Origin of the sequence: Ancylobacter vacuolatus (assembly GCF_030813595.1) — a bacterium.
GTDB lineage: Bacteria > Pseudomonadota > Alphaproteobacteria > Rhizobiales > Xanthobacteraceae > Ancylobacter > Ancylobacter vacuolatus.
In genome coordinates this window covers 85,614-106,828 of record NZ_JAUSUH010000013.1, presented here as the reverse complement: position 1 = coordinate 106,828, position 21,215 = coordinate 85,614, and the positions used below count along the sequence as shown (strand labels likewise).

General features: G+C 67.7%; 24 protein-coding genes. 12 read left to right on the top strand and 12 right to left on the bottom strand.

The features are described from left to right. Positions 1 to 3 precede the first annotated feature (3 nt). From prfA to J2S76_RS21785, 3 genes are all read left to right on the top strand, one after another. A complete protein-coding gene (gene prfA / locus J2S76_RS21795; RefSeq protein ID WP_307064032.1) occupies positions 4 to 1,101 on the top strand; it encodes a peptide chain release factor 1 in 1,098 nt (365 codons plus the stop codon). Continuing rightward, entirely contained in the window at positions 1,098 to 1,949 is an 852-nt protein-coding gene (gene prmC / locus J2S76_RS21790; RefSeq protein ID WP_307064030.1) for a peptide chain release factor N(5)-glutamine methyltransferase, read from the top strand. The genes prfA and prmC overlap by 4 nt, the downstream gene beginning before the upstream one ends. A 588-nt stretch (positions 1,950 to 2,537) precedes the next feature. Next, on the top strand, positions 2,538 to 3,779 hold the full coding sequence (locus tag J2S76_RS21785; protein WP_307064028.1) for a DUF4167 domain-containing protein: 1,242 nt from the start codon (positions 2,538 to 2,540) through the stop codon (positions 3,777 to 3,779). Between the two features lie 111 nt (positions 3,780 to 3,890). On the opposite strand, the gene J2S76_RS21780 is transcribed toward J2S76_RS21785, so the two are convergent. Then, positions 3,891 to 4,724, bottom strand: coding sequence for an MOSC domain-containing protein (locus J2S76_RS21780; RefSeq protein ID WP_307064026.1), 834 nt, complete (start codon positions 4,722 to 4,724; stop codon positions 3,891 to 3,893). Positions 4,725 to 4,894: 170 nt separating this feature from the next. Here J2S76_RS21780 and thpR point away from each other — a divergent pair, with 170 nt between their 5' ends. The 5 genes from thpR (at position 4,895) to J2S76_RS21755 (ending at position 7,952) form a co-directional block, all read left to right on the top strand. Beyond that, entirely contained in the window at positions 4,895 to 5,428 is a 534-nt protein-coding gene (gene thpR / locus J2S76_RS21775) for an RNA 2',3'-cyclic phosphodiesterase (RefSeq protein ID WP_018387397.1), read from the top strand. 78 nt (positions 5,429 to 5,506) lie between these two features. Continuing rightward, entirely contained in the window at positions 5,507 to 5,920 is a 414-nt protein-coding gene (locus tag J2S76_RS21770) for a YkvA family protein (RefSeq protein ID WP_307064024.1), read from the top strand. A 217-nt stretch (positions 5,921 to 6,137) separates the two neighbouring features. Continuing rightward, positions 6,138 to 6,656 carry an invasion associated locus B family protein gene (locus J2S76_RS21765; RefSeq protein WP_307064022.1) on the top strand — a complete coding sequence of 173 codons (519 nt, stop codon included), beginning with the start codon at positions 6,138 to 6,140 and terminating at the stop codon, positions 6,654 to 6,656. Between the two features lie 79 nt (positions 6,657 to 6,735). Continuing rightward, positions 6,736 to 7,509 (top strand): hydroxyacylglutathione hydrolase, encoded by a 774-nt coding sequence (gene gloB / locus J2S76_RS21760; protein ID WP_307064020.1) that lies wholly within the window; start codon positions 6,736 to 6,738, stop codon positions 7,507 to 7,509. An 8-nt stretch (positions 7,510 to 7,517) separates the two neighbouring features. Continuing rightward, on the top strand, positions 7,518 to 7,952 hold the full coding sequence (locus tag J2S76_RS21755) for a cupin domain-containing protein (RefSeq protein ID WP_307064018.1): 435 nt from the start codon (positions 7,518 to 7,520) through the stop codon (positions 7,950 to 7,952). Between the two features lie 70 nt (positions 7,953 to 8,022). On the opposite strand, the gene yddG is transcribed toward J2S76_RS21755, so the two are convergent. Beyond that, complete coding sequence (yddG, locus tag J2S76_RS21750) at positions 8,023 to 8,913, bottom strand: aromatic amino acid exporter YddG (RefSeq protein ID WP_307064016.1); 891 nt, start codon at positions 8,911 to 8,913, stop codon at positions 8,023 to 8,025. 270 nt (positions 8,914 to 9,183) lie between these two features. Between yddG and J2S76_RS21745 the strand changes: the two genes are divergently transcribed. Continuing rightward, entirely contained in the window at positions 9,184 to 9,441 is a 258-nt protein-coding gene (locus tag J2S76_RS21745) for a PepSY domain-containing protein (RefSeq protein WP_307064014.1), read from the top strand. A gap of 46 nt (positions 9,442 to 9,487) precedes the next feature. On the opposite strand, the gene phbB is transcribed toward J2S76_RS21745, so the two are convergent. Both phbB and J2S76_RS21735 read right to left on the bottom strand, forming a co-directional pair. Continuing rightward, the gene (gene phbB, locus J2S76_RS21740; RefSeq protein WP_307064012.1) at positions 9,488 to 10,213 is read right to left on the bottom strand and encodes an acetoacetyl-CoA reductase; all 726 of its coding nucleotides are present in this window, start codon (positions 10,211 to 10,213) and stop codon (positions 9,488 to 9,490) included. A gap of 134 nt (positions 10,214 to 10,347) precedes the next feature. Next, positions 10,348 to 11,526, bottom strand: a complete 1,179-nt coding sequence (locus J2S76_RS21735) for an acetyl-CoA C-acetyltransferase (RefSeq protein WP_307064011.1) — start codon at positions 11,524 to 11,526, stop codon at positions 10,348 to 10,350. Between the two features lie 268 nt (positions 11,527 to 11,794). On the opposite strand from J2S76_RS21735, the gene phaR reads away from it, so the two are divergent. Next, complete coding sequence (phaR, locus tag J2S76_RS21730) at positions 11,795 to 12,379, top strand: polyhydroxyalkanoate synthesis repressor PhaR (protein WP_018387406.1); 585 nt, start codon at positions 11,795 to 11,797, stop codon at positions 12,377 to 12,379. 190 nt (positions 12,380 to 12,569) lie between these two features. On the opposite strand, the gene J2S76_RS21725 is transcribed toward phaR, so the two are convergent. The 3 genes from J2S76_RS21725 to J2S76_RS21715 form a co-directional block, all read right to left on the bottom strand. Next, positions 12,570 to 13,787: an alpha/beta hydrolase gene (locus tag J2S76_RS21725; RefSeq protein WP_307064009.1), complete on the bottom strand. Its 1,218-nt coding sequence runs from the start codon at positions 13,785 to 13,787 to the stop codon at positions 12,570 to 12,572. A gap of 239 nt (positions 13,788 to 14,026) precedes the next feature. After that, on the bottom strand, positions 14,027 to 14,212 hold the full coding sequence (gene rpmF, locus J2S76_RS21720; protein WP_018387408.1) for a 50S ribosomal protein L32: 186 nt from the start codon (positions 14,210 to 14,212) through the stop codon (positions 14,027 to 14,029). 154 nt (positions 14,213 to 14,366) lie between these two features. Then, a complete protein-coding gene (locus J2S76_RS21715) occupies positions 14,367 to 15,035 on the bottom strand; it encodes a transglycosylase domain-containing protein (protein ID WP_307064008.1) in 669 nt (222 codons plus the stop codon). 144 nt (positions 15,036 to 15,179) lie between these two features. Here J2S76_RS21715 and J2S76_RS21710 point away from each other — a divergent pair, with 144 nt between their 5' ends. After that, positions 15,180 to 16,106 carry a polyprenyl synthetase family protein gene (locus J2S76_RS21710; RefSeq protein ID WP_307064089.1) on the top strand — a complete coding sequence of 309 codons (927 nt, stop codon included), beginning with the start codon at positions 15,180 to 15,182 and terminating at the stop codon, positions 16,104 to 16,106. 97 nt (positions 16,107 to 16,203) lie between these two features. Continuing rightward, the gene (locus J2S76_RS21705) at positions 16,204 to 16,479 is read left to right on the top strand and encodes a hypothetical protein (protein WP_307064006.1); all 276 of its coding nucleotides are present in this window, start codon (positions 16,204 to 16,206) and stop codon (positions 16,477 to 16,479) included. Between the two features lie 149 nt (positions 16,480 to 16,628). Here the strand turns inward: J2S76_RS21705 and leuB are convergent, their stop codons facing one another. From leuB to J2S76_RS21680, 5 genes are all read right to left on the bottom strand, one after another. Beyond that, positions 16,629 to 17,738, bottom strand: a complete 1,110-nt coding sequence (leuB, locus tag J2S76_RS21700; protein WP_307064004.1) for a 3-isopropylmalate dehydrogenase — start codon at positions 17,736 to 17,738, stop codon at positions 16,629 to 16,631. A 324-nt stretch (positions 17,739 to 18,062) separates the two neighbouring features. Then, a complete protein-coding gene (locus J2S76_RS21695; protein ID WP_307064002.1) occupies positions 18,063 to 19,634 on the bottom strand; it encodes a GMC family oxidoreductase in 1,572 nt (523 codons plus the stop codon). Positions 19,635 to 19,649: 15 nt separating this feature from the next. Continuing rightward, positions 19,650 to 20,186 (bottom strand): Twin-arginine translocation pathway signal, encoded by a 537-nt coding sequence (locus J2S76_RS21690; protein WP_307064000.1) that lies wholly within the window; start codon positions 20,184 to 20,186, stop codon positions 19,650 to 19,652. A 69-nt stretch (positions 20,187 to 20,255) separates the two neighbouring features. Next, the gene (locus J2S76_RS21685; RefSeq protein ID WP_307063998.1) at positions 20,256 to 20,651 is read right to left on the bottom strand and encodes a VOC family protein; all 396 of its coding nucleotides are present in this window, start codon (positions 20,649 to 20,651) and stop codon (positions 20,256 to 20,258) included. A 158-nt stretch (positions 20,652 to 20,809) separates the two neighbouring features. Beyond that, positions 20,810 to 21,151 (bottom strand): ribbon-helix-helix domain-containing protein, encoded by a 342-nt coding sequence (locus J2S76_RS21680; RefSeq protein WP_018387416.1) that lies wholly within the window; start codon positions 21,149 to 21,151, stop codon positions 20,810 to 20,812. Positions 21,152 to 21,215 lie beyond the last annotated feature (64 nt).

Here is a 21,215-nt window from a genome sequence, read left to right as displayed (position 1 = left end):
CGCGTGACCGCCCTGCCCGATGTCCGGCTCGACCAGCTTCTCGCGCGCCATGCCGAGATCGAGCACGCCCTCTCCTCCAGCCCGGAGGCGGACACCTATGTCCGCCTGTCGCGGGAGTTTTCCGATCTCTCGCCGCTCGTGGAGAGCGTGAAGGCGCTGCGCCGCGCCGAGCGCCAGCTCAAAGAGGCCCGCACCCTCGCCACGGAAGCGTCCGGCGATCGCGAGATGGCGGCGATGGCGCAGGAGGAGGCGCACGCGCTGGAGGAGGAGGTGGAAACCCTCTCCCATGCCGTGCGGCTCGCCTTGCTACCCAAGGACGCGATGGATGAGCGCGGCGTCATCCTGGAAGTGCGCGCCGGCACCGGCGGCGACGAGGCGGCGCTGTTCGCCGGCGACCTGTTCCGCATGTATGAGCGCTTCGCCGCGCTGAACGGCTGGTCGGTCGAGGTGCTGTCGATGACCGAGGGCGCCGCCGGCGGCTTCAAGGAAATCGTCGCCGGCCTGCATGGCTCGGGTGCCTATGCCAAGCTGAAATTCGAATCGGGCGTCCACCGCGTGCAGCGGGTGCCTGATACCGAGGCCTCCGGCCGCATCCACACTTCCGCCGCCACCGTGGCGGTGTTGCCGGAAGTGGAAGAGGTCGACGTCGACATCAACGAATCCGATCTGCGCATCGACGTGTTCCGGGCCTCCGGCGCCGGCGGCCAGCACGTCAACAAGACCGAGAGCGCGGTCCGCATCACCCATCTCCCCACCGGTACGGTGGTGGCGGTGCAGGACGAGCGCTCGCAGCACAAGAACAAGGCCCGCGCCATGGGCATGCTGCGGGCCAAAATCTACGAGGCCGAGCGCGAGCGGCGCGACAGCGCCCGCGCCAGCGAGCGCAAGGTACAGGTCGGCTCCGGCGACCGCTCCGAGCGCATCCGTACCTATAATTTCCCGCAGGCGCGCGTCACCGACCACCGCATCGGCCTCACTCTGCACAAGCTGCCCGAAATTCTCGCCGGCGACGCGCTGGGCGAGCTGGTCGATGCGCTGACCACCGAATATCAGGCGACGCTGCTGGCCGAGGCCGAGAGCGCCGGCTGGGGCGAGCGGTGACCACCCGCACCGCCCTGCTGCGCGCCTTTGCCGCAGCCTTTGCCGAAAAGGGCCTGGAGGCGCCTGAACGCGAGGCACGGGCGCTGCTGCGGGCGGGCCTCGGCCTCAGCGATCTCGACCTGGTGACGCGGGGCGAGCAGGAGGTGGCGCCGGTGGACGCCGCGCGGCTTCGCGCCCTCGCCGAGCGCCGCGCCGAGGGCGAGCCGCTGGCCCGCCTGACCGGGCGGCGCGAATTCTGGAGCCTCGCTTTCACCCTCGCCCCCGAGACGCTGGTGCCGCGCCCGGAGACGGAAACGCTGGTGGAAGCGGCGCTGGCGCTGTTCCCGGACCGCCGCGCGCGGCTGCGCCTTCTCGACCTCGGCACCGGCTCCGGCGCCCTGCTGGCGGCGCTGCTCAGCGAATTTCCCGCCGCCTTCGGCATCGGCGTCGACCTGTCGCCGGGCGCCGCCCGGCAGGCGCGCGAAAACCTTGCGGCGCTTGGATTCGCGACGCGCTCATCGGTGATGGTGGGGCACTGGGCGCAGGCGCTGGCCGGCGGCTTCGATCTCGTGGTCTCCAATCCGCCTTATATTCCCAGCACCGATATAGCGGCGCTGGAGCGGGAGGTGCGCGAGCACGACCCACTTCTCGCCCTCGACGGCGGCCCGCAAGGGCTCGATGCCTACCGTGCTCTCGCCAGCGCCCTGCCCGGCCTGCTCGTCACCGGCGGCTCTGCCGTGCTGGAACTGGGCATCGGGCAGGAACGGGATGTCGCCGCGCTGCTGGCCGCAGCGGGGCTACGGGTCGAGGGTCCGGCACGGTGCGATCTCGCCGGGATCGCCCGCGCGCTCGTCGCCCGCAAGCCCTGATATTGCGGGAAACGCCACAAAAAAGGGCTTGGAAGGCGATACCGAACCGATTAGTGTCATTTGCAGGAATCGTCCTGAGACATCATCTGCCTTTTGGTGATTGGAACGCCGGTCGCTCAACGATCCGAGTCGCCGTGCTCCTCGCTGGCAGTGGCATTCGGGCCCTTGCGAAAGGCCTAGATGCAACCCGTTTCATAAGGGGCGAACGCTCCAAGAGTTTATCGGCGTGGCTTCGGTTACGCGATGAAACATGGGGTCGGCCGCAGCGCATTCTTGCGCGCGCCGGGTCCGGGCCGGAGAAATGCGGTCAGGACGGATCGGTGTCGGCATGGCCGGCGGCGAAGCATCTTCGAGATGCGCTCCCATGGAAGAAGCCCGATGGTCGAGGGCGACCTGCGGCGCGACTGGGACCCAAGGGTTCCGGCCTGCGGCAGCTTTTCACCGACTGACGGCGAGATTTCCCGCCGTGCCGCTGCCGATGGCCTAGGCCGAAGGGGCGGGACTGCGGACACCGTGTGATTGACCCGCCTGTATGGCACCGAATGGGGCATCCCCGTCCGGCTTTGTGGGGCACCAGAGACCAGCTCGATGCGAAATAGTAATCAGCAGAAGCGTACGCGCGGCCGCAACAACGGCAATCGGCGCAGCCAGAATCCGCTTACGCGCGTTTATGAGTCCAACGGCCCGGATGTGAAGGTGCGGGGCACGGCGCAGCACGTCGTGGAAAAGTATCAGCAGCTGGCCCGCGACGCGCAGGCCACAGGCGATTACGTGGCGGCGGAAAACTATCTCCAGCACGCCGAGCATTACTACCGCATCATCGCCGCCGCGCAGGCGCAGTTCGGCGTGCAGGGGCAGCCCTATCAGCGCTCCGACGATGACGAGTTCGACGACGAGATGGACGAGGGCGGCTCGGACAACCAGCCGGTCTACCAGACCCGCGAGCCGCAGGCGCCGCGCGACAACGGCCAGCGCGAGAATGGCCAGCGGGACAACGGACATCGCGACGGTGGCCAGCGTGACAACGGCCAGCGGGACGGAAACCAGCGCGACGGTGGCCCACGTGAAGGCCAGCGCGACTTCTTCCGCGACCGCGACAACCGCCGCGACAATCGCGAGCGCGGGCAGGATCGCCACCAGGAGCGCGGCCCCGACCGCAACCAGGACCAGCGCAACCAGGACCAGCGCGCGCAGGAGCCGCGTGGACAGGACCGGGCGCAAGACCGTGGCCAGGAGCGCGGCCAAGACCGTGGCCAGGAGCGCGACCGCAGCGAACGGCCCGACCGTCCGGAGCGCGAGCCGCGCGAAGGCCGCTGGTCGCGCGAGAGCCGCCCCTATCGCGACAATCGCGCCCCCCGCGAGGGTGGCGATGCCGGCTACCGCGACCCCGCCCAGCAGCCGCAGCCGCGCCTCGGGCCGGAAGTGGAGGCCGAGATCGGCCTGCCCGCCTTCATCACCCAGAGCGGCGGCACCGCCCCGGCAAGCACCGCCGCGCGCAAGAGCGACGCGCCGGCCGACGCGCCGGAGCCCAAGGCGGCACCGACCGTTGCTCCCGTGAGCGCAGCACCGGCTCCCGCAGCGGCACCCGCCGCCCCCGCGCCGGTGGCCGCCGCCCCCACGGAAGCGACGCCCGCCGCTGAGGCCCCCGCCCCGAAGACCCGCAGCCGCGCCGCCAAGCCGGCCGCCGCGGTGGCCGTGGCACCCGAGGAGGCCCCGGCCGACGACACGGAAGGCCGCGCCCCGCGCACCCGCCGGCGCCGCTACCGCCGCAGCGACACGGAAGGCGAAGGCGAAGGCTCCGAGCCCGCCCCGGCGGAAGTCGCGGAGTGATCGGCTCCCCCGCCTGAACATGAAAAAGGCCCGGCTCAGCCGGGCCTTTTTTGTTGCGGGGTGGAGAGGGACAGCCCAAGGCGTCCGAAGCGGGCCTCAGCGAAACGGCCCTCAGAGCGTGATCCGCACCGAATCGCCATCGACGATGAGCCCGCCCTGCTCGATCTCGGCGAAGATGCCGCAATCGGTATGGCCGAAGGTCCGCATCAGCGTCCCCGGCACGTCCATGTCGCGCTTGGCCGTCACCGGGTCCACATTGGTGGCGGCGCAGCGGAAAATGCGCTGGGTGATCTTGAGCCGGACATGGCTGCCCACCTCGATCGTATGGCCGACGAGGTCGAACTCCTCCCACGGCTCCATGCCGTCGAGATAGAGATTGCCGCGAAAGCGCAGCGGGTCCACCGGCTGGCCGATGAGGTCGCCCAGCGCCCGGCAGCTCGCCAGATTGATCAGCGAGACATAGCCCTCGGTGGTGTCGACGAAACGGAACTCCGGCGGTGCCGCCAGCACGCGCGGCGCACCGCGCAGCTCATAGCGGGAATAGCGCTGGAAGAACGCCTCGATCGCCTCCCGCCCCTCGGCCGTGTCGAGCTTGCCGCGCGCCACCTCGGCGTCCTCGAGCCGGATCACCAGCTCCGCTGTCGCGTCGTCGAAGCGGGCTTCGAGCGCGGCCAGGCGCTCATTGCGCATGAGCATCAGGAACTTGATCTTGGGCTGGAAGTCCGGAGCCTCGGCGATGAAGCCGGAGGGCCCATTCTCGATGGCGAAGAGCCGGTCGCCGGGAAAATACTTCCCCGCCATCAGCTCGACCAGCTCAAGCCGCTCCGGCGTCAGCCCCTTCACGGGGTAACGATAGATCGACTGGATGCTGGCAAAGGCGAGAGACCTCGCCGCATCCTCGGCCGTGGTGAAAAGTTCAGCGTCGTCGGTCGATTCGCTCATCATGCCTCACCATATCGGCTCCCAGTGTTCCCGTCAGCAGCAGCGATAATCCGCGCCCGTGGCGGCACTGCGGACGGCCCGTGTTTTGCCTGTCGTATTTTTAGCTTTTCCTCGGCCTGCGAATCCGTCTCAATGGGTGACGGGTTCCCTTGCCGACACCGCAGGAGGGGGTCATGCCGCGGCTTTTCACCGCCCTCGAAATCCCGAGCGAGGTTGCCGAGCATCTGTCGATGCTGCGCGGCGGCCTTCCCGGAGCACGCTGGATCAGCCCGGACTTCTATCACGTCACCCTGCGCTTCATCGGCGATGTCGACCACGCGGTCGCCCGCGACGCCGCCGCCGCGCTCGACGAGATCGAACGCTTCGGCTTCGACCTCACCCTTTCAGGCGTCGACCAGTTCGGCAACCACAAGCCGCACTCGATCTTCGCCGGGGTGCAGGCCAATCAGGCGCTGAACGAGCTTCAGGCCGAGCATGAGCGGGCGATGAAGCGCATCGGCCTGCCGCCGGAAGGGCGCAATTTCCGCCCGCATGTGACGCTGGCCCGGCTGCGCGACGCCGCCCCCCGACAGGTGGCGGATTATCTCGCTTTGCGCGGCTATTTCCGCAGCGCCACCTTCCAGGTCTCGCGCTTCGTCCTCTTCTCCTCGCGCGATTCCGTCGGCGGTGGGCCCTATCGGGTGGAAGCCGCTTATCCGCTGATGTGACGGCGCGATGTTGCGAAAGCGCGCAATGGCAACCATGTCTGGCGGGACGGGCTTATTCCGACCCGTCGGGAGAGCGAGATGATCCAACGATCCGACCCTGCTTTCGACGCCGACGCCCCTGATAGGGAGGGCATCGAGACGGACGCCCGCGCCATCCCCGGCGCCAGCGCCGAGGAGGAGGCCCGGGTACGCGCCCGCTTCTGGCCGAAGCTGGCCGGCGTGCTGTCGCGCATTCCCTTCGCCGAGGACGCGGCGGCCGCCTATTACTGCGCGCTGGACAGCCAGACGCCGACCCGGGTGCGCGGCCTGCTGTTCGGCGCCCTCGCCTATTTTCTGCTGCCCACCGATGCGGTGCCGGACCTCATCGTCGGCCTCGGCTTTACCGACGATGCGGCGGTGCTGGCGACGGCGCTGAACCTGCTGGCCAGCCATATCGGTGCCGATCACCGGGCAGCGGCACGCGCCGCCCTTGCAAGGCTGCGTGCGTCCTGAGCATGGGCCCGGAGCGCGCCCTTGCGGGGATAATCCGCCGCGCGGCCCCGCCATGCCATCAATTCGCCGCCCCCCTTCCGCCAATTGAGCCGCAAAGCCCTCCTATCGGAGCACCAAGGGTTCACAGCCGCGGACTGCGCGGATATCCCTGATGCCGCCGATACGGAGAATCACGCGGAGCCGCCCCGGCGGCCCGAGGATACGGAGGATGCAGACCATGGCACGACGCACCGTGCGCGCCACCCTCGCCGGCCTGGCAATGGCAATGATCGGGATCGGCGGCGCCAGTGCCCAGGGTGCGCCCAAGCTCGTCACCCAGTCGGGCGACTGGGGGGTCTATCTCGACACCAGCGGCAGCGGAAAGATCTGCTACGCGCTGTCGCAGCCCAAGACGCGCATGCCGGCAGGCCTGAAGCGCGACCCCGCCTATTTCTTCATCTCGACCCGCACCGCCGAGAATGTGAAGGGCGAGGTCAGTGTCGTCATGGGCTTCGCGCTTAAGGAAGGCACCGACGCCACCCTGACCATCGGGCCGGCCAATTTCGACCTCTACACCCGCGGCACCGGCGCCTGGGTGCGCAATGTCGCCGAGGAGGCGCGCCTGGTGGACGCCCTGCGCAAAGGCAAGGACGTCGTGGTGAAAAGCACCTCCCTGCGCGGCAATGTCACCACCGACACCTATTCGCTGAGCGGCATCTCGGCGGCGATCGACCGCGCCGCCCAGGAATGCCGCTGACGCATCGCGCGAGCCTGCTAGACTGACGGCGACGGCCCTGCGCCGTGCCGTTCCCCGAGCGCCAATCTTCGAGGTCATCATGCCCGCCGAACTGCGGCTCATCCCCTGCCTCGCCGACAATTACGCGGTACTGCTGCGCGATCCCGTGACGGAAGCGACCGCCGTCATCGACGTGCCGGAGGTGGCGCCCGTGCTGGCCGCGCTGGCGCGTGAGGACTGGACGCTCACCCATATTCTCGTCACCCATCACCACACCGACCACATCGCCGGCGTCGAGGCGCTGAAGGAGCGTTTTGGCGCCACCGTGATCGGCCCGAAGGCGGAGCGCGAGACCATTCCCGGCCTCGACTTCGCGGTGGTGGATGGCGATCCGGTCGCCGTGGGCGGGCTGGTGGGACGGGTGATGGAGACGCCCGGCCACACCAAGGGTCACATCGTCTTCCTGTTCGAGGAGGAGCGGCTGCTGTTTTCCGGCGACACGCTGTTCGTCATGGGCTGCGGTCGACCCTTCGAGTGCGACCCGCCGGTGCTGTGGGAATCGCTCGCCCGCCTGCGCACCCTTCCCGACGACATCTCGGTCTATTGCGGGCACGAATACACCCTCTCCAATGCGCGCTTCGCCCTCAGCCTGGAGCCCGACAATGAAGCGGTCGCTGCCCGGCTGAAGGAGATCGAGGCGCTGCGGTCGGCGGGCAAGCCGACCCTGCCGACCACCATCGGGGCGGAGAAGGCGACCAACCCGTTCATGCGCGCCGACGACCCCGAGCTGGCCGCCCGCATCGGCCTGGCCGGCGCCGAGCCTGGCGCCGTGTTTACCGAGCTGCGCAGCCTCAAGAACAGTTTTCGCGGGTGAGGCGGCCCATGCGGCTCGACGGACTTTCCGCGCCGGAGGTGATCGCCCTTCTGGCGCTCGCGCCGCATCCGGAGGGCGGGCATTACCGCGAGACCTTCCGCGATCCGCACCCGACGCCGGACGGGCGCGCCGCCTCCACCGCGATCTATTTCCTGCTGACCGCCGGCGAGATATCGCACTGGCACCGGGTGGACGCCGTCGAGGCCTGGCACTGGTATGCCGGTGCGGCGCTGGAACTGCGGATGGCGCGGACCGATTCCGGTCCGGTGACGGCGCATCTTCTCGGCACCGGTGCCGGCGAGGAGCCACAAGGAATCGTCCCGCGCGGTGCCTGGCAGTCGGCCCGCAGCCTCGGCGACTGGACGCTGGTGGGCTGCACAGTGGCGCCCGGCTTCGACTTTGCCGGCTTTGAGCTGGCCGCCCCCGGCTGGTCGCCGGGCTGAGTCGTGCGGGCTGAGTCGTCGCTGGGGCAGGTTCTTGTCGCAAAAGTCGTCAACTTTTGCGGAACATGCCCTACCGCCGCGCCAGCAGCGTCGCCACGGCGGCACCGCCGACGATGAGCGCGCAGGCAAGGCCGAGCGACCAGCTCAGCGCCGCGAAGCCCGCCGCCACCAGCAAGAGGGTCGAGAGAACAGGCGCGGCATAGGACATGACGCCGAGCAGGCGGATGTCGCCGCGCTTCATGCCGATGTCCCAGGTGTAGAAGGCGATGCCGACCGGCCCGATGCCGAGCGCCACCACCGCCAGCCACTCCCCGCCCCCGGCCGGCCAGATCGACGGCTCGAACGCGACATGGCAGAGCGCCGACAGCACGGCGGTGGCAAGGCAAAAGCCGGCGACGACTTCGGTCGGCACCTTGGCGAAATGCCGCGACGCCACCGAATAGACCGACCAGATCACCGCGCAGAGCGCGGCGGCGAGATAGCCGGGCACGAATTCCGGCGCAAAGCCGAGGCTGCCGGCCCGCCCGCTCAGCAGCACCACCGTTCCGGCCAGGCCCATCAGCGCGCCGCCAATATGGGCCGGGCGCAGCTTTTCGCCCGGCAGGAAGGCCGACATCAGCACGATCAGCAGCGGCCAGAGATAGGCGATGAGGCCCGCCTCGGCCGGCGGCGCCAGCTTCAGCGCCGAGAAATAGCAGAAGTGATAGCCGAACAGCCCGCCCACCCCGTGCAGCCACACCGGCCAGGGCTGGCGCAGCACGGAAAGGCTGACACCCCGCACCACCGCCGTCGCCAGCCCGACTGCTCCGCCAATGGCGAAGGTCAGCGCCGTCAGCAGGAAGGGCGGCACCGCGCCGGTGGACGAGGTCGCCAGCGCCAGCGTCGACCACAACAGTATGGCGGTGAAGCCGATGAGCGTGGCGGCACGGCGCGAGAGGGGGGCAGTCGTTTGGAGGGGCATGGGGACACGCGGTGGGGACACCTGGATGGGCGCCCCTTATGGCCGGCCGAACGGCGCAAGCCAAGAGCGGATGGCCGCACAATCGCGCCGCGCGATGGAACCTGAGCGGCGAGAGCCGATTACCCCTGGGGAATGCGCCGATCAGCTTGTACCCAAGCCGATCGGATCACGCAGTCTCGATCAGTGCCTTTGAGGGCGATTTGCCAAGCAGATTGATCCAATCGGCTCGGATCGCGCTCCAGATCAGCCTCGACCCTTCAGGAGTTCCGCATGAAGACGCCCTGCCGTTCCCTTCTCCCTGCCCTCGCGCTCGCCACGCTGTTCGCCGCGCCGGTTCTGGCCCAGACCCCGGCCACCGGCATTGACGACGCGCTGCGCATCGCCCGCGACAATGGCGTGGCGACCATCACCAAGATCGAGATGGACGACGGCAAATGGGAGGTCGAGGGCCGCAATGCCGCCCAGCAGCGGATCGAGATCGACATCGATCCGGCGAGCGGAAAAATCCTCAAGACCGAAACCGACTGATCTTTTCCGGGAAAGCGCCGCCGCCCTAACGGCGGCGGCGATGGCCTCAGGTGAGGTACTGGCCGCCATTGGCAGCGAGTGTCGAGCCGGTGATGAAGCCGGCGGCGTCATCGGCGAGGAACACCACGCAGCGCGCGATTTCCTCGGCCTCGCCCAGCCGGCCGACCGGAATCTGCGGAATGATGCTCTTCTCGAGCACCTCCTTCGGCACCGCCAGCACCATTTCAGTGGCGATGTAGCCCGGGCAGATGGCGTTGACGGTGATGCCTTTCTTCGCCACTTCCTGCGCCAGCGCCTTGGAGAAGCCGATCTCGCCGGCTTTGGCGGCGGAGTAATTGGTCTGGCCCATCTGGCCCTTCTGGCCATTGATCGACGAGATGTTGACGATGCGGCCGAAATTGCGCTCGCGCATGCCCTCGATCACGTTGCGGCACATGTTGAACACCGAGGTCAGGTTGGTGTTGATCACCGCGTGCCAGTTCTCGGGCGACATCTTGTGCAGCATGCCGTCGCGGGTGATGCCGGCATTGTTAACCAGCACATCGACCGGGCCGAGCTTGGCCGTCACCTCGGCGATGCCCGCCTGGCACGCCGCGAAGTCGGACACGTCCCATTTGAAGGTGGGGATGCCGGTCTCCTCGGTGAATTTGGCGGCCGCCGCGTCATTGCCGGCATAATTGGCGGCGACGGAATAACCGGCCGCCTTCAAGGCTTTGCAGATGGCCGCGCCGATGCCGCGCGTCCCCCCGGTGACCAATGCAACACGCGCCATGTATCCCCCCTCTGGCGTCCCTTCCCCAGGGAACTCTCGACGGTTTGTACGTCGATTCTTGATGGCGGCAAGGTCGAGAGTCCGCCTTGCCGCCGCGATGGATCACAGTCCCTGCCGGCTGTGCCGGAAGCGCGTCAGTCGCGCTCCAGGCACATGGCGATGCCCATGCCGCCGCCGATGCACAGCGTGGCGAGCGCCTTCTTGGCGTCGCGCTTCTCCATCTCGTAGAGCAGCGTGGTGAGGATGCGCGCGCCGGAGGCACCGATCGGGTGGCCGATGGCGATGGCGCCGCCGTTCACATTCACCTTGCTCGTGTCCCAGCCGAGATCCTTGTTCACCGCGCAGGCCTGCGCCGCGAAGGCCTCGTTGGCCTCGATCAGGTCGAGATCGGCCGCCGTCCAGCCGGCCTTTTCCAGGGCGCGGCGCGAGGCGGGAATGGGGCCGGACCCCATGATCGCCGGATCGACGCCCGCCTGCGCCCATGAGACGATGCGCGCCAGCGGCTTCTTGCCCGCGCTCGCGGCCCGCGACGCGGCCATCAGCACCACAGCGGCGGCGCCGTCATTGATGCCGGAGGCGTTGCCCGCCGTCACCGTGCCGTCCTTGGAGAAGGCCGGGCGCAGCCGGGTCATGGATTCGAGGGTGGCGCCGTGGCGGGGATATTCGTCGTCGCTGACGATGACGTCGCCCTTGCGCGAGGAAATGGTCACCGGGACGATCTCGTCCTTGAAGCGCCCGGCCTTCTGCGCCGCTTCGGCCTTGTTCTGCGAGGCGACGGCAAATTCGTCCTGCTGGTCGCGGGTGATCTGCCACTGGCGGGCGACGTTCTCGGCTGTCGTGCCCATGTGATAGCCGTTGAAGGCGTCCCACAACCCGTCCTTGATCATGGTGTCGACCATCTCAAGATTGCCCATCTTGGTGCCGTTGCGCAGATGGGCGCAGTGCGGCGCCTGGCTCATCGATTCCTGGCCGCCCGCGACCACGATGTCGCTGTCGCCGTTGAGAATGGCCTGAAAGCCGAGCGCGACGGCGCGCAGGCCGGAACCGCAGAGCTGGTTGACGCCCCAGGCCGGGCTTTCCACCGGGATGCCGGCCGCCACCGAGGCCTGGCGCGCCGGGTTCTGGCCGGCGCCGGCGGTGAGGATCTGCCCCATGATGGTTTCGCTCACCTCTCCCGGCGCGACGCCGGCCCGCTCCAGCGCGGCCGCGATCGCGATCTTGCCCAGCTCATGGGCGGGGAGCGAGGAAAGCGCGCCGTTGAACGCGCCGACAGCCGTGCGCGCGGCGCCGACGATGACGATGCCGTCTTTCATGAATGACGTCCTCCGGTACGGTCCCGTTTTGCAGCGCGGCCTTCGGGCCTGCGCCTCACCTTCTTGAACAGGTGTGACAGCATCGTGGTAGCCACCTGTGATCCATGTCAATGGCACACGGATTTTCTTGACGTCAGGTCAGCATGGGACATGCCCAGCCCCACATTGTGCCGCGCGAGCGGCCGTAAGCCGCCACAATTCCTGTAGCCGGGCGCTGGGAAACGTCCTAGAGTTTTCAATGGGAAACGATCAAGGCGACTGGATCACAATGGCAAAATCCAACGAACCCGTCACCATCAAGAAATACGCGAACCGCCGCCTCTACAATACCGGCACGAGCACCTATGTGACGCTCGAAGACCTCGCGCAGATGGTCAAGAACGGCGAAGACTTCGTCGTCTATGATGCGAAGTCATCCGATGACATCACCCATTCCGTGCTGACCCAGATCATCTTCGAGCAGGAAGGCAAGGGCCAGAATCTCCTGCCGATCAACTTCCTTCGCCAGATCATCCGTTTCTACGGCGACAGCATGCAGATGCTGGTGCCGCGCTATCTCGACATGACGATCGAGAATTTCAGCAAGGAACAGAACAGCCTGCGCGAGAACTTCACCAAGACGCTGGGCATTGGCGGCATTGGTGGCTTCGGCATATTGGACGAACATGTGCGCCGGAACATGGAAATGTTCGACCGCACCTTCAAGATGTTCCTTCCCGGCGCCCGCGCCGAGGACGCCGCCCCCGCGCCGGCCGCCAGCCCGCAGCCGGACGATTTCGACGAACTGCGCCGGCAGGTCGCCGACATGCAGAAGCGTCTCGACAAGCTGGGCGATGGCGGCACGAAAGAGTGAGCCCCGCCAACGGGTGAGCGCCGACAATGGGTGATTGCAAGCCGGCAGGGCGCCGCCGGGCGGCCTGATCGGCCTCGGGCCTCACGCAGCTCCGGTCCCTGCCGCGCGCGACGTGGAAGGCCGGGCACGCCCTCGGCGCGGGGCGAAGCCGCGCAGCGCCTTTCCCATCACCGGCCTCACGCCGCGTGCGTCAGCGCCGCGACACCGCCCCCGCAGCGACGATGGCGGCGGAGGTATCGACCACGGGATCGCTCTCTTCAGGCGCGCCGGCGCTCGACTGGGTGGCAGCGGGAAGCCCCGCCGAAACCTGCGTGGCCCGCATCCGGTCGAGACCGGAGAACTGAATCCCCGCCACCTCGACGGCAGAGCCGCCGCTCGCCTGCGCCGCCCGCGCCAGCATGCCGCGCAGCTGCGGGGCCATTTCCGCCAGCTGGGCGAATTTGGCGTGGTTGAAGCCGTCGGTCGACTTCACATTGGACATGTCGACGACGACGGCGCCCAACTCGACCAGTTCGGCATCGTGGGTGTAGGCGCCGAGGCGCGGCTTGTCGCCAGCGATGAAATCGGAGAAGGCCAGCGCCTTGTCGTCGCTCGACACGATGACGATGAAGGGTTTGGGCAGTTTGCCGAAGCGCTTCAGCTGGCTCTTGAACACGTCAACATCAATGTCGGGCGCGGCCAGCACGATATTGCCGATCTTATTCTCCGGCAGCGGCCGGTCGGAGATCTTGATCTGCCGCAGCGCCTCCACCGTCACCCAATTGCCCATGGAGTGGGCGACGATGCTGACCTGGTCGGCACCGCTGGCGAAGACGAGGCGTATCGTCTCTTCCAGCCGGTCGCGGGCGGCGGTGGCGCTGTTATTGTCATAGACATAATCGGCGATGCCGCCGCGCGAGGCCCAGGTGAACAGCACCGGAACGCCGGGCGTCTTGGAATCCTCCACCATCTGGGTGAGGCGATAGAGCGCCTCCGAGAACAGCGTGTTGTAGCCGTGGACGAAGATCACCGCCTGTCGCTTGCCGGCGGGATATTTCGCCAGCTGGCTCTTGAGGTCGGCGGAGAACTGTGTCGGCGTGTCGCGATACACAGCCTCGAGCACCACCATGTCGGTGGCAGGATTGGGCGGTGATTTCGTCGGCGCTTCCACCATTCCCGGCTTGTGGGTGGGCGGCACGCCAACCTCGACCCTGGCGAAGCTCAGTTCGGGCGTCCGCTCGCCATTGTAGAACACACCGGGCCGCGGGTCGCGGGCGCGGGAGGAGGCGACGAGAAGTGTGTGCTGGCTGGCGCTGACCGTGTCGCCCTCGATGATCGAAAGCGCGTCGTCGCCCGGGCGCGAGGCGCAGCCGGCCAGGACAGGAGCCGCCAAGGCCGCCACGAGCAGCCAGGCGAAGCGCCGGCGCATTCCACGGCTCGCATCACGCAACACGGCAGGCTCCCAGGTTCAGGGGCGGACGGTATCATCGTTCTGGCGGAGCGGTAAGTGCGCCGGAAAGGCACGGCGCCGGCCTCGCTCGCCATGGCTTCTGGATGGTTAGCAGCCAAGCGTTAACGCATCAGCCTTGTACCAGGCTACCCAACGCAGAAAAGCCGGCCTCAAGGGCCGGCTTCAGCAACGCGGGGCAAACGGCCCGGCAGAGGCGATCAAGCCTCGGCCTTGACCTTCAGCACCTGACGGCCCTTGTACATGCCGGTCTTCAGGTCGAGGTGGTGGGGACGGCGCAGCTCGCCCGAATCCTTGTCCTCGATATAGGTCGGCTTGGCGAGGGCGTCGGCGGAACGGCGCATGCCGCGACGCGACGGGCTGGTTTTCTTCTTCGGAACTGCCATCGTCTTCTCCTGTCCCGGCCTGGCTCACGCCCAGTCGGAAGGGCCGGCGCCGGATGGTGCGTAATTCGAGTGGCGGCTTATACAGACTCATGCGCGCGAGCGAAAGAGGCAGACGCAAATCTGTCGCAGACTTCGCGCGTCCGGCCCTTTGCCCTCAGAGGCAGGAGGTCAGTTCGGCCCCCTCGCGCGGAATCCGCGCCTGCAGATTGCCGGCAAGGCGGATCAGCCCACGCCCGGGCTTGCCGGCATCGCGCCGGTGCGGATTTGGCAGCATGACCGCGAGCAGCGCCGCCTGCCGCGCCGAGAGGTCGCCGGCCGAGCGCCCGAAGGCCCGCTGCGCGCCCGCTTCGACGCCGAACTGCCCGTCCGGCCCCCATTCGGCGATGTTGAGATAAATCTCCAGCTGCCGCTGCTTTGACATGACCAGGTTGAGATACAGCGCTAGCGGCAGCTCCAGCCCCTTGCGGATGACGCTGCGCCCGTTCCACAGGAACAGGTTCTTCGCCAGCTGCATGGTGATGGTGGAGGCGCCGCGCGGGGCGTTGAGCCCGTCCGATTCGTCGATCACTCCCTGCAGTTCCACCATGTCGACGCCCGAATGGGTGCAGAAGCGCGCATCCTCGGAGGCCAGCACGGAGCGGACGAGATTGGGAGAGATGTCGTCGAAAGGCAGCCAGACGCGCGTCACCGGCTGGCCTGTGACCCAGCGGCCCAGCATCAGCGTCGAGGGGGCGGGCACCACATTATATAGAAGCCCGAGCACGAGCGGGGTCGCGACGACCACGAGCGCGATCTTCCAGGCCCAACTCCACAGAACACCCATGCTCACTCCCCGGCGCAAACACTCTAGCCGGCTCGCTCGCGGCGGTCGACCAAGGGTTGCGAGTGCGGGCCCGCGCGCGCTTGACCGCGCCGCCCGCCTCGGGCACGCAACGCGCTACCCTTGTTGAGCGATCCCTCGGACCCGATGACCGCCACCCAAAGCCGCCCGCCCCTCGCGCTCGCGCTCTCCCGCACGGCCGAGGCCGTCGCCACCTATATTGACGGCGCGATCGCCCGCAGCGGCGCGCCGGGGGAAAGGCTGGCGGGAGCGATGCGCCACGCCACGCTGGCCGGGGGCAAAAGGCTGCGGCCGTTCCTGGTGGTCGAATCAGCGGCTTTGTTCGGCATCTCCGCCGCCCGAGCGATGCCAGCCGCGGCGGCGCTGGAGTGCATTCACTGCTACTCGCTGGTGCATGACGACCTGCCGGCCATGGACAATGACGACCTGCGGCGCGGGCGGCCGACCGTGCACTGCGCCTATGACGAGGCAACCGCGATTCTCGCCGGCGACGCCCTGCTGACCCTCGCCTTCGAGATCCTCGCCGGCGCAGAAACCGATGCGGACCCGGCGGTGCGCCTCGCCCTGGTCGCCAGCCTGGCGCGGGCGGCGGGCGTGGCCGGCATGATCGGCGGGCAGATGCTGGACCTCGCCGCCGAGGGCCGATTCGCCGAGGGAAAGCCGCTCGACCTGCCGGCGCCGGCGATCATCGAGCTTCAGGCGATGAAGACCGGCGCCCTGCTGCGCCAGGCCTGCGAGGCCGGCGCCCTGCTGGGGCGCGCGAGCCCGGCCGAGCGCGCGAGCCTCGACCGCTATGCCCGAGCCGTCGGACGCGCCTTCCAGATCGCCGACGACCTGCTCGATGTCGAGGGCGAGGCGAGCCTGGTCGGCAAGGCGGTGGGCAAGGACGCCGCCGCCGGCAAGGCGACGCTGGTCGGCACGCTTGGCATTGACGGCGCCCGCGCCGAGCTCGCCCGGCTGACCGGCGAGGCCGAGGCGGCGCTGGCCGGCTTCGGCAGCGCGGCCACACTTCTCGTAGAAGCGGCATATTTCGTCGCCGATCGGCGCAATTAGGACTTTCATCATCTCGACGGAACGATAAGTTCCGGGCAATGTTGTTTGTGACGGGAATGTCCGCGCCGCGCGACGTGACCGTTTCCTGGAGGTTGAGATGCGTGTCGCCCTGTTCGCCCTTGCCGCCCTGGTCGGCGGCACCGCCGTCATCGCCACGGTGCCTGCCGACGCGCAGGAATCCAACCGCATCATCATTCGCAAGCTGCCGCCGCGCTCCTATCTCGATCCCGGCCCGGTGGTGAAGCCCGGCACCTCGCGCGACCTCAACTATGTCTATGTCGCCCAGCCGCTCTACCCGCAATATGGCGATGACAGCGGAATCACTGGCATTCGCTGGCCGCTGCCGAGCCGTTTCGACCTGCCGGGCTACTGATTCGCCGCTGCGGCCTCTTGCCTGACGACGCAAAGCCCGGCCCGCGCCGGGCTTTTTCATGAGTCTTGCAGTTCAGTCTTGCAGCCTCGCGACAGCAAAAAGCCCGGCCGAAGCCGGGCTTTTCGTGTTCTGAAGCCCGAAGGGACGGCTCAGGCCGCCTTGTCCAGCTCGGCGAGGATGGCGTCGCCCATGCCTGAGGTGCCGACGCGGGTCTTGCCCTCGGAATAGATATCAGCGGTGCGGAAGCCACCGGCCAGCACCCCGGCGATCGCCGCCTCGATGCGATCGGCCGCGTCCAGCTCGCCGAAGGAATAGCGCAGCGCCATGGCGAGCGAGCCGATCATGGCGATCGGATTGGCCACGCCCTTGCCGGCGATATCAGGCGCGGCGCCATGCACGGGCTCATAGAGCGCGCGACGGCGGCCGGAGACTTCTTCAGTGCCGCCCAGCGAGGCGGAGGGCAGCATGCCGAGCGAGCCGGTGAGCATGGCCGCGACATCGGAGAGGATGTCGCCGAACAGATTGTCAGTGACGATGACGTCGAACTGCTTGGGCGCGCGCACCAGCTGCATGCCGCACGAATCGGCGAGCTGGTGCTCCAGCTCCACGTCCTCGTAATTGGCGCCGTGCACCTCGCTCACCACCTGCTTCCACAGCAGGCCGGTCTTCATCACATTGTGCTTCTCGGTGGAGACCACCTTGTTGCGACGGGTGCGGGCGAGTTCGAAGGCGACACGGGCGATGCGCTCGATCTCGTAGGATTCGTACACCTGGGTATCGACCGCCCGCTTCTGGCCGTCGCTGAGATCGGTGATGGTCTTGGGCTCGCCGAAATAGACGCCGCCGGTCAGCTCGCGCACGATCAGCACGTCGAGGCCTTCCACCAGCTCACGCTTGAGGCTGGAAGCATCGGCGAGCGCGGGGTAGCACACGGCCGGGCGCAGATTGGCGAAGAGCTGCAGGTCCTTGCGCAGGCGCAGCAGGCCCGCCTCAGGACGCGACTCATAATGCACATGCGTCCATTTGGTGCCGCCCACCGCGCCGAGCAGGATGGCATCGGCGGCGAAAGCCTTGGCCATCGCCTCCTCGGAGATCGGCTGGCCGCAGGAATCATAGGCCGCGCCGCCGACAAGGTCCTCCTCGATGGCGAAGCAGGCGAGGCCGCGCCGGTCGAGCCAGTCGATGACCCGTTTCACCTCGGCCATCACCTCGATGCCGATGCCGTCGCCGGGGAGAAGGAGAAGCTTGTGGGTCGCCATCAGGTCCCTCGCTTGCGCCGTTGAGGAAGCGTCAATGCCGGGCGAACTGCCCGGCGAGCGAGTGCTAAAGCCAGATGATTGCGGTGGCAAGACGTGCGGGGCGCCGCAAAAGAAAACCGCCGGCGCGGACCGGCGGGGGAAGGCGGGGAGGATCGGATGCGGGACCCCGACCCGGAGCACGGCGCAGCCGGCCGCGCGTCAAGTCGCCGCCGACGAAACGCTGTCATGGCCGGGCGTGACCCGGCCACAAGGCTCTCGCGCATCGACCCGAACGAGCGGGGTCCCCGGGACAGCCCGGGGACGAGGGAGAAGCCGCCCGGCCGGTCAGATCGTCTTGCGCGTCATCTCCCCGGCGATGAAATCGGCCTGCCGCAGCGCCAGCGCCACGATGGTCAACGTCGGGTTCTCGGCGCCGCCGGTGGTGAACTGGCTGCCATCGGCGATGAACAGGTTCGGGATGTCGTGGCTCTGCCCGTGCTTGTTCACCACGCCATCGCGCGCCTTGGCGCTCATCCGGTTGGTGCCGAGATTATGCGTGGAAGGATAAGGCGGCGTCGGCAAGGTGCGGGTGGCGCCGACCGAATCATAGATCGCCGCGCCCTGGGCATAGGCATGGTTGCGCATGGCGACGTCGTTCGGGTGGTCGTCGAAATGCACATTGGCCACCGGCAGCCCGTACTGGTCTTTCACGTCGGTGTTGAGGGTGACGCGGTTGGTTTCCTGCGGCATGTCCTCGCCGACGATCCACAGCCCGGCCATGTTCACATAGCCGTCCATGGCGGAGGCGAAGGGCCGGCCCCAGCCGCCGGGATCGAGGAAGGCGGCCATGAACGGCACGCCGATGGAGAGCGTCTCCATCTCATAGCCGCCAGCGAAGCCGCGCTTGGTGTCGTTCACCGCCTCGTCGCGCACGATGCCGGCCATGGTGGTGCCGCGATACATGTGCACCGGCTTCTCGAAGATGGCGTAGACCGAGCCGGTCATGTGGCGCATGTAGTTGCGCCCCACCTGCCCCGAGGAATTGGCGAGCCCGTCCGGGAACATGTTGCTGGCGGAGTTGAGCAGCAGGCGCGGGCTCTCGATCGAATTGCCGGCCACCGCGACGATGCGCGCCTTCTGGCGCTGGGTCTTGCCGTCCTTGTCGACATAGACGACGGCCGTCACCTTGCCGGAGGCATCGTGCTCGATCTTCTGCACCATGCTCTGCGGGCGCACCTCCAGATTGCCGGTGGCCTCGCCGCGTGGGATCTCGGCGATCAGCGTCGACCATTTCGCCCCCGACTTGCAGCCCTGGAAGCAGAAGCCGATCTGCTGGCAGGAACCGCGGTCGGCGCGCGGCTCGCTGTTGATCGCCATCCGCCCGGTGGAGACCTCCTTGTAGCCGACCTTCTTCGCGCCGGCCTCGAACACCTTGAAGTTGTTGTTGCCGGGCAGGCCGGGAATGCCGTTGGTGCGGGTCACGCCCATGCGGTCCTCGGCCTTGGCGTACCAGGGCTCCAGCTCGGCGAGTGTGATCGGCCAGTCGAGCAGATTGGCACCGTCCAGGTCGCCATAGGTGGTGCGGGTCTTGAACTCGTGCTCCTGCAGGCGCAGCGAGGCGCCCGCCCAATGCACCGAGGAACCGCCCACCGCCTTGACGATCCAGGCCGGTAGGTTGGGGAAGTTCTTGTGCACCCGCCACGAGCCGGACGTGGTGCGCATGTCGGTCCAGGCGAGCTGGGAGAAGCTCTCCCACTCATTATTGACGAAGTCTTCCATGTTGTGGCGCTGGCCGGCTTCAAGGATCACCACCTTGATGCCCTTGAGAGCCAGCTCGGTGCCGAGCGTGCCGCCGCCGGCGCCGGAACCGACAACGACGACGACGGAATCATCATTCAGATCGAAGGGTGCGGACATGATGCGAGCCTCCCCTTACAGCCAGGCAATGTCGTTGAAGCCGCGGTCGATGTAACCGCCCTTGTCGGCCGAGGCGCCCTCATAGCCGAAGATCGGCCACACCTCCTCCTGGTTGTAGAGGCCGACCACGAGGCCGCCCCTCACCTTCTGGAAGAAAGCGCTGTCCTCGATCTCGCGCAGCACCGCCACGCGCTGGTCCTCCCAGCCGACATCGGCATAGGCGACGCCGTATTTGGCCTTGGACAGCGTATCGAGGGTGATGACGCCGTCCTCCACCAGCGCCTTCAGCGCGGGGTCCTTGGCGGCGTCCGCCTCATAGGGCTTCATCGCGATGGCGTAGTAGCGGTCGGGAATGCGGTCATGCGGGTAGACGTCGCGCGCCATCACGATGAGCGTGCGCATCGTTTCCGGCTTCAGCGCGGAAACCTCCATGCCCCACGCCTCGCGCGGGTTGAGCACCGCCGCGCCGCTCACCATCAGCGCACCGGCCGCGCCGATGCCGGCAAGCACGGCGCGGCGTGACGGACCGCGCCTGTCGATCAGTGTAGCCATTGTAACCTCCCAGGTATTTTTATGTATTATTGAGTTTTTCCGCGCCGATTGGCGTGTCAGCGCGGTCGTTCAGCGGTAGCGTCCGTGCTTCTGCAGCACCTCGATCTTGTAGCCATCGGGATCGGTGACGAAGAAGAACTTGGCCAGCAGCACGCCCTCGTGGAAAAATTCCTTGATCGGGTTGGGATTGAGGCCTTCCTGCGTGAAGCGCGCATGTTCGGCGGCGAGATCGTCCACCACGAAGGCGATGTGGCCATAGCCGTCGCCCAGCACATAGGGCTCGGCCCGGTCGTGGTTGATGGTCAACTCGACCTCGAAATCGGCTTCCGCGTTGCGCAGATAAACCAGCGTGAAGCCGTCAAAGGGCAGACGCTGCGCCACCTCCAGCCCGAAGGCACGCGCGTAGAAATCAACCGAGCGCGCCTCGTCGAGCACGCGGATCATCGAATGAATGGCCTTCGCCACCTGTTCCTCCGGCCTTGAACTCACCATGGCGACCCTTGTCGCCTGAAGGGGATGCTAGGCCTGCGCCAGGGCGGCAGGTGGTAGACCGCTAACACATCACCACGATGTGCATTGCCGGCCGGCGCGGGGCCGGCAGGTGGGCCAGGCAGGGGGCGTTCTCACTCCGCCGCTTCGAGGTGAATGCGCGTGCTCTCGCACAGATAGCGCCCGCGCGCCGCCACCGGGGCGACGCCGGCGGGGCGCAGCTCGGCGAGGAAGATCAGGCAGGAGCAGCGCAGCAGCGAGGCGAAGTTGCGCACCTCGCCATGCAGCTCCAGCACCTCGTCATGCAGCTTGGTGACGAATTTGCCGACACTCATGCCCTGATGGGCGGCGACCTCTTCCAGCACGGTCCAGAACGCCGCCTCCAGCCGGATCGAGGTGGAATGGCCACCGATCCGCACCGAGCGCGTCTGGCTCTCATAGGTCTCGGGCGCTTGGCCCGCGAAGATGTGGCACATGGGGGCGTCTCCCGGATGTTCTCGTTTTGAACGATTCCATCCCGAGACGGCGGCGCTGTAAAGC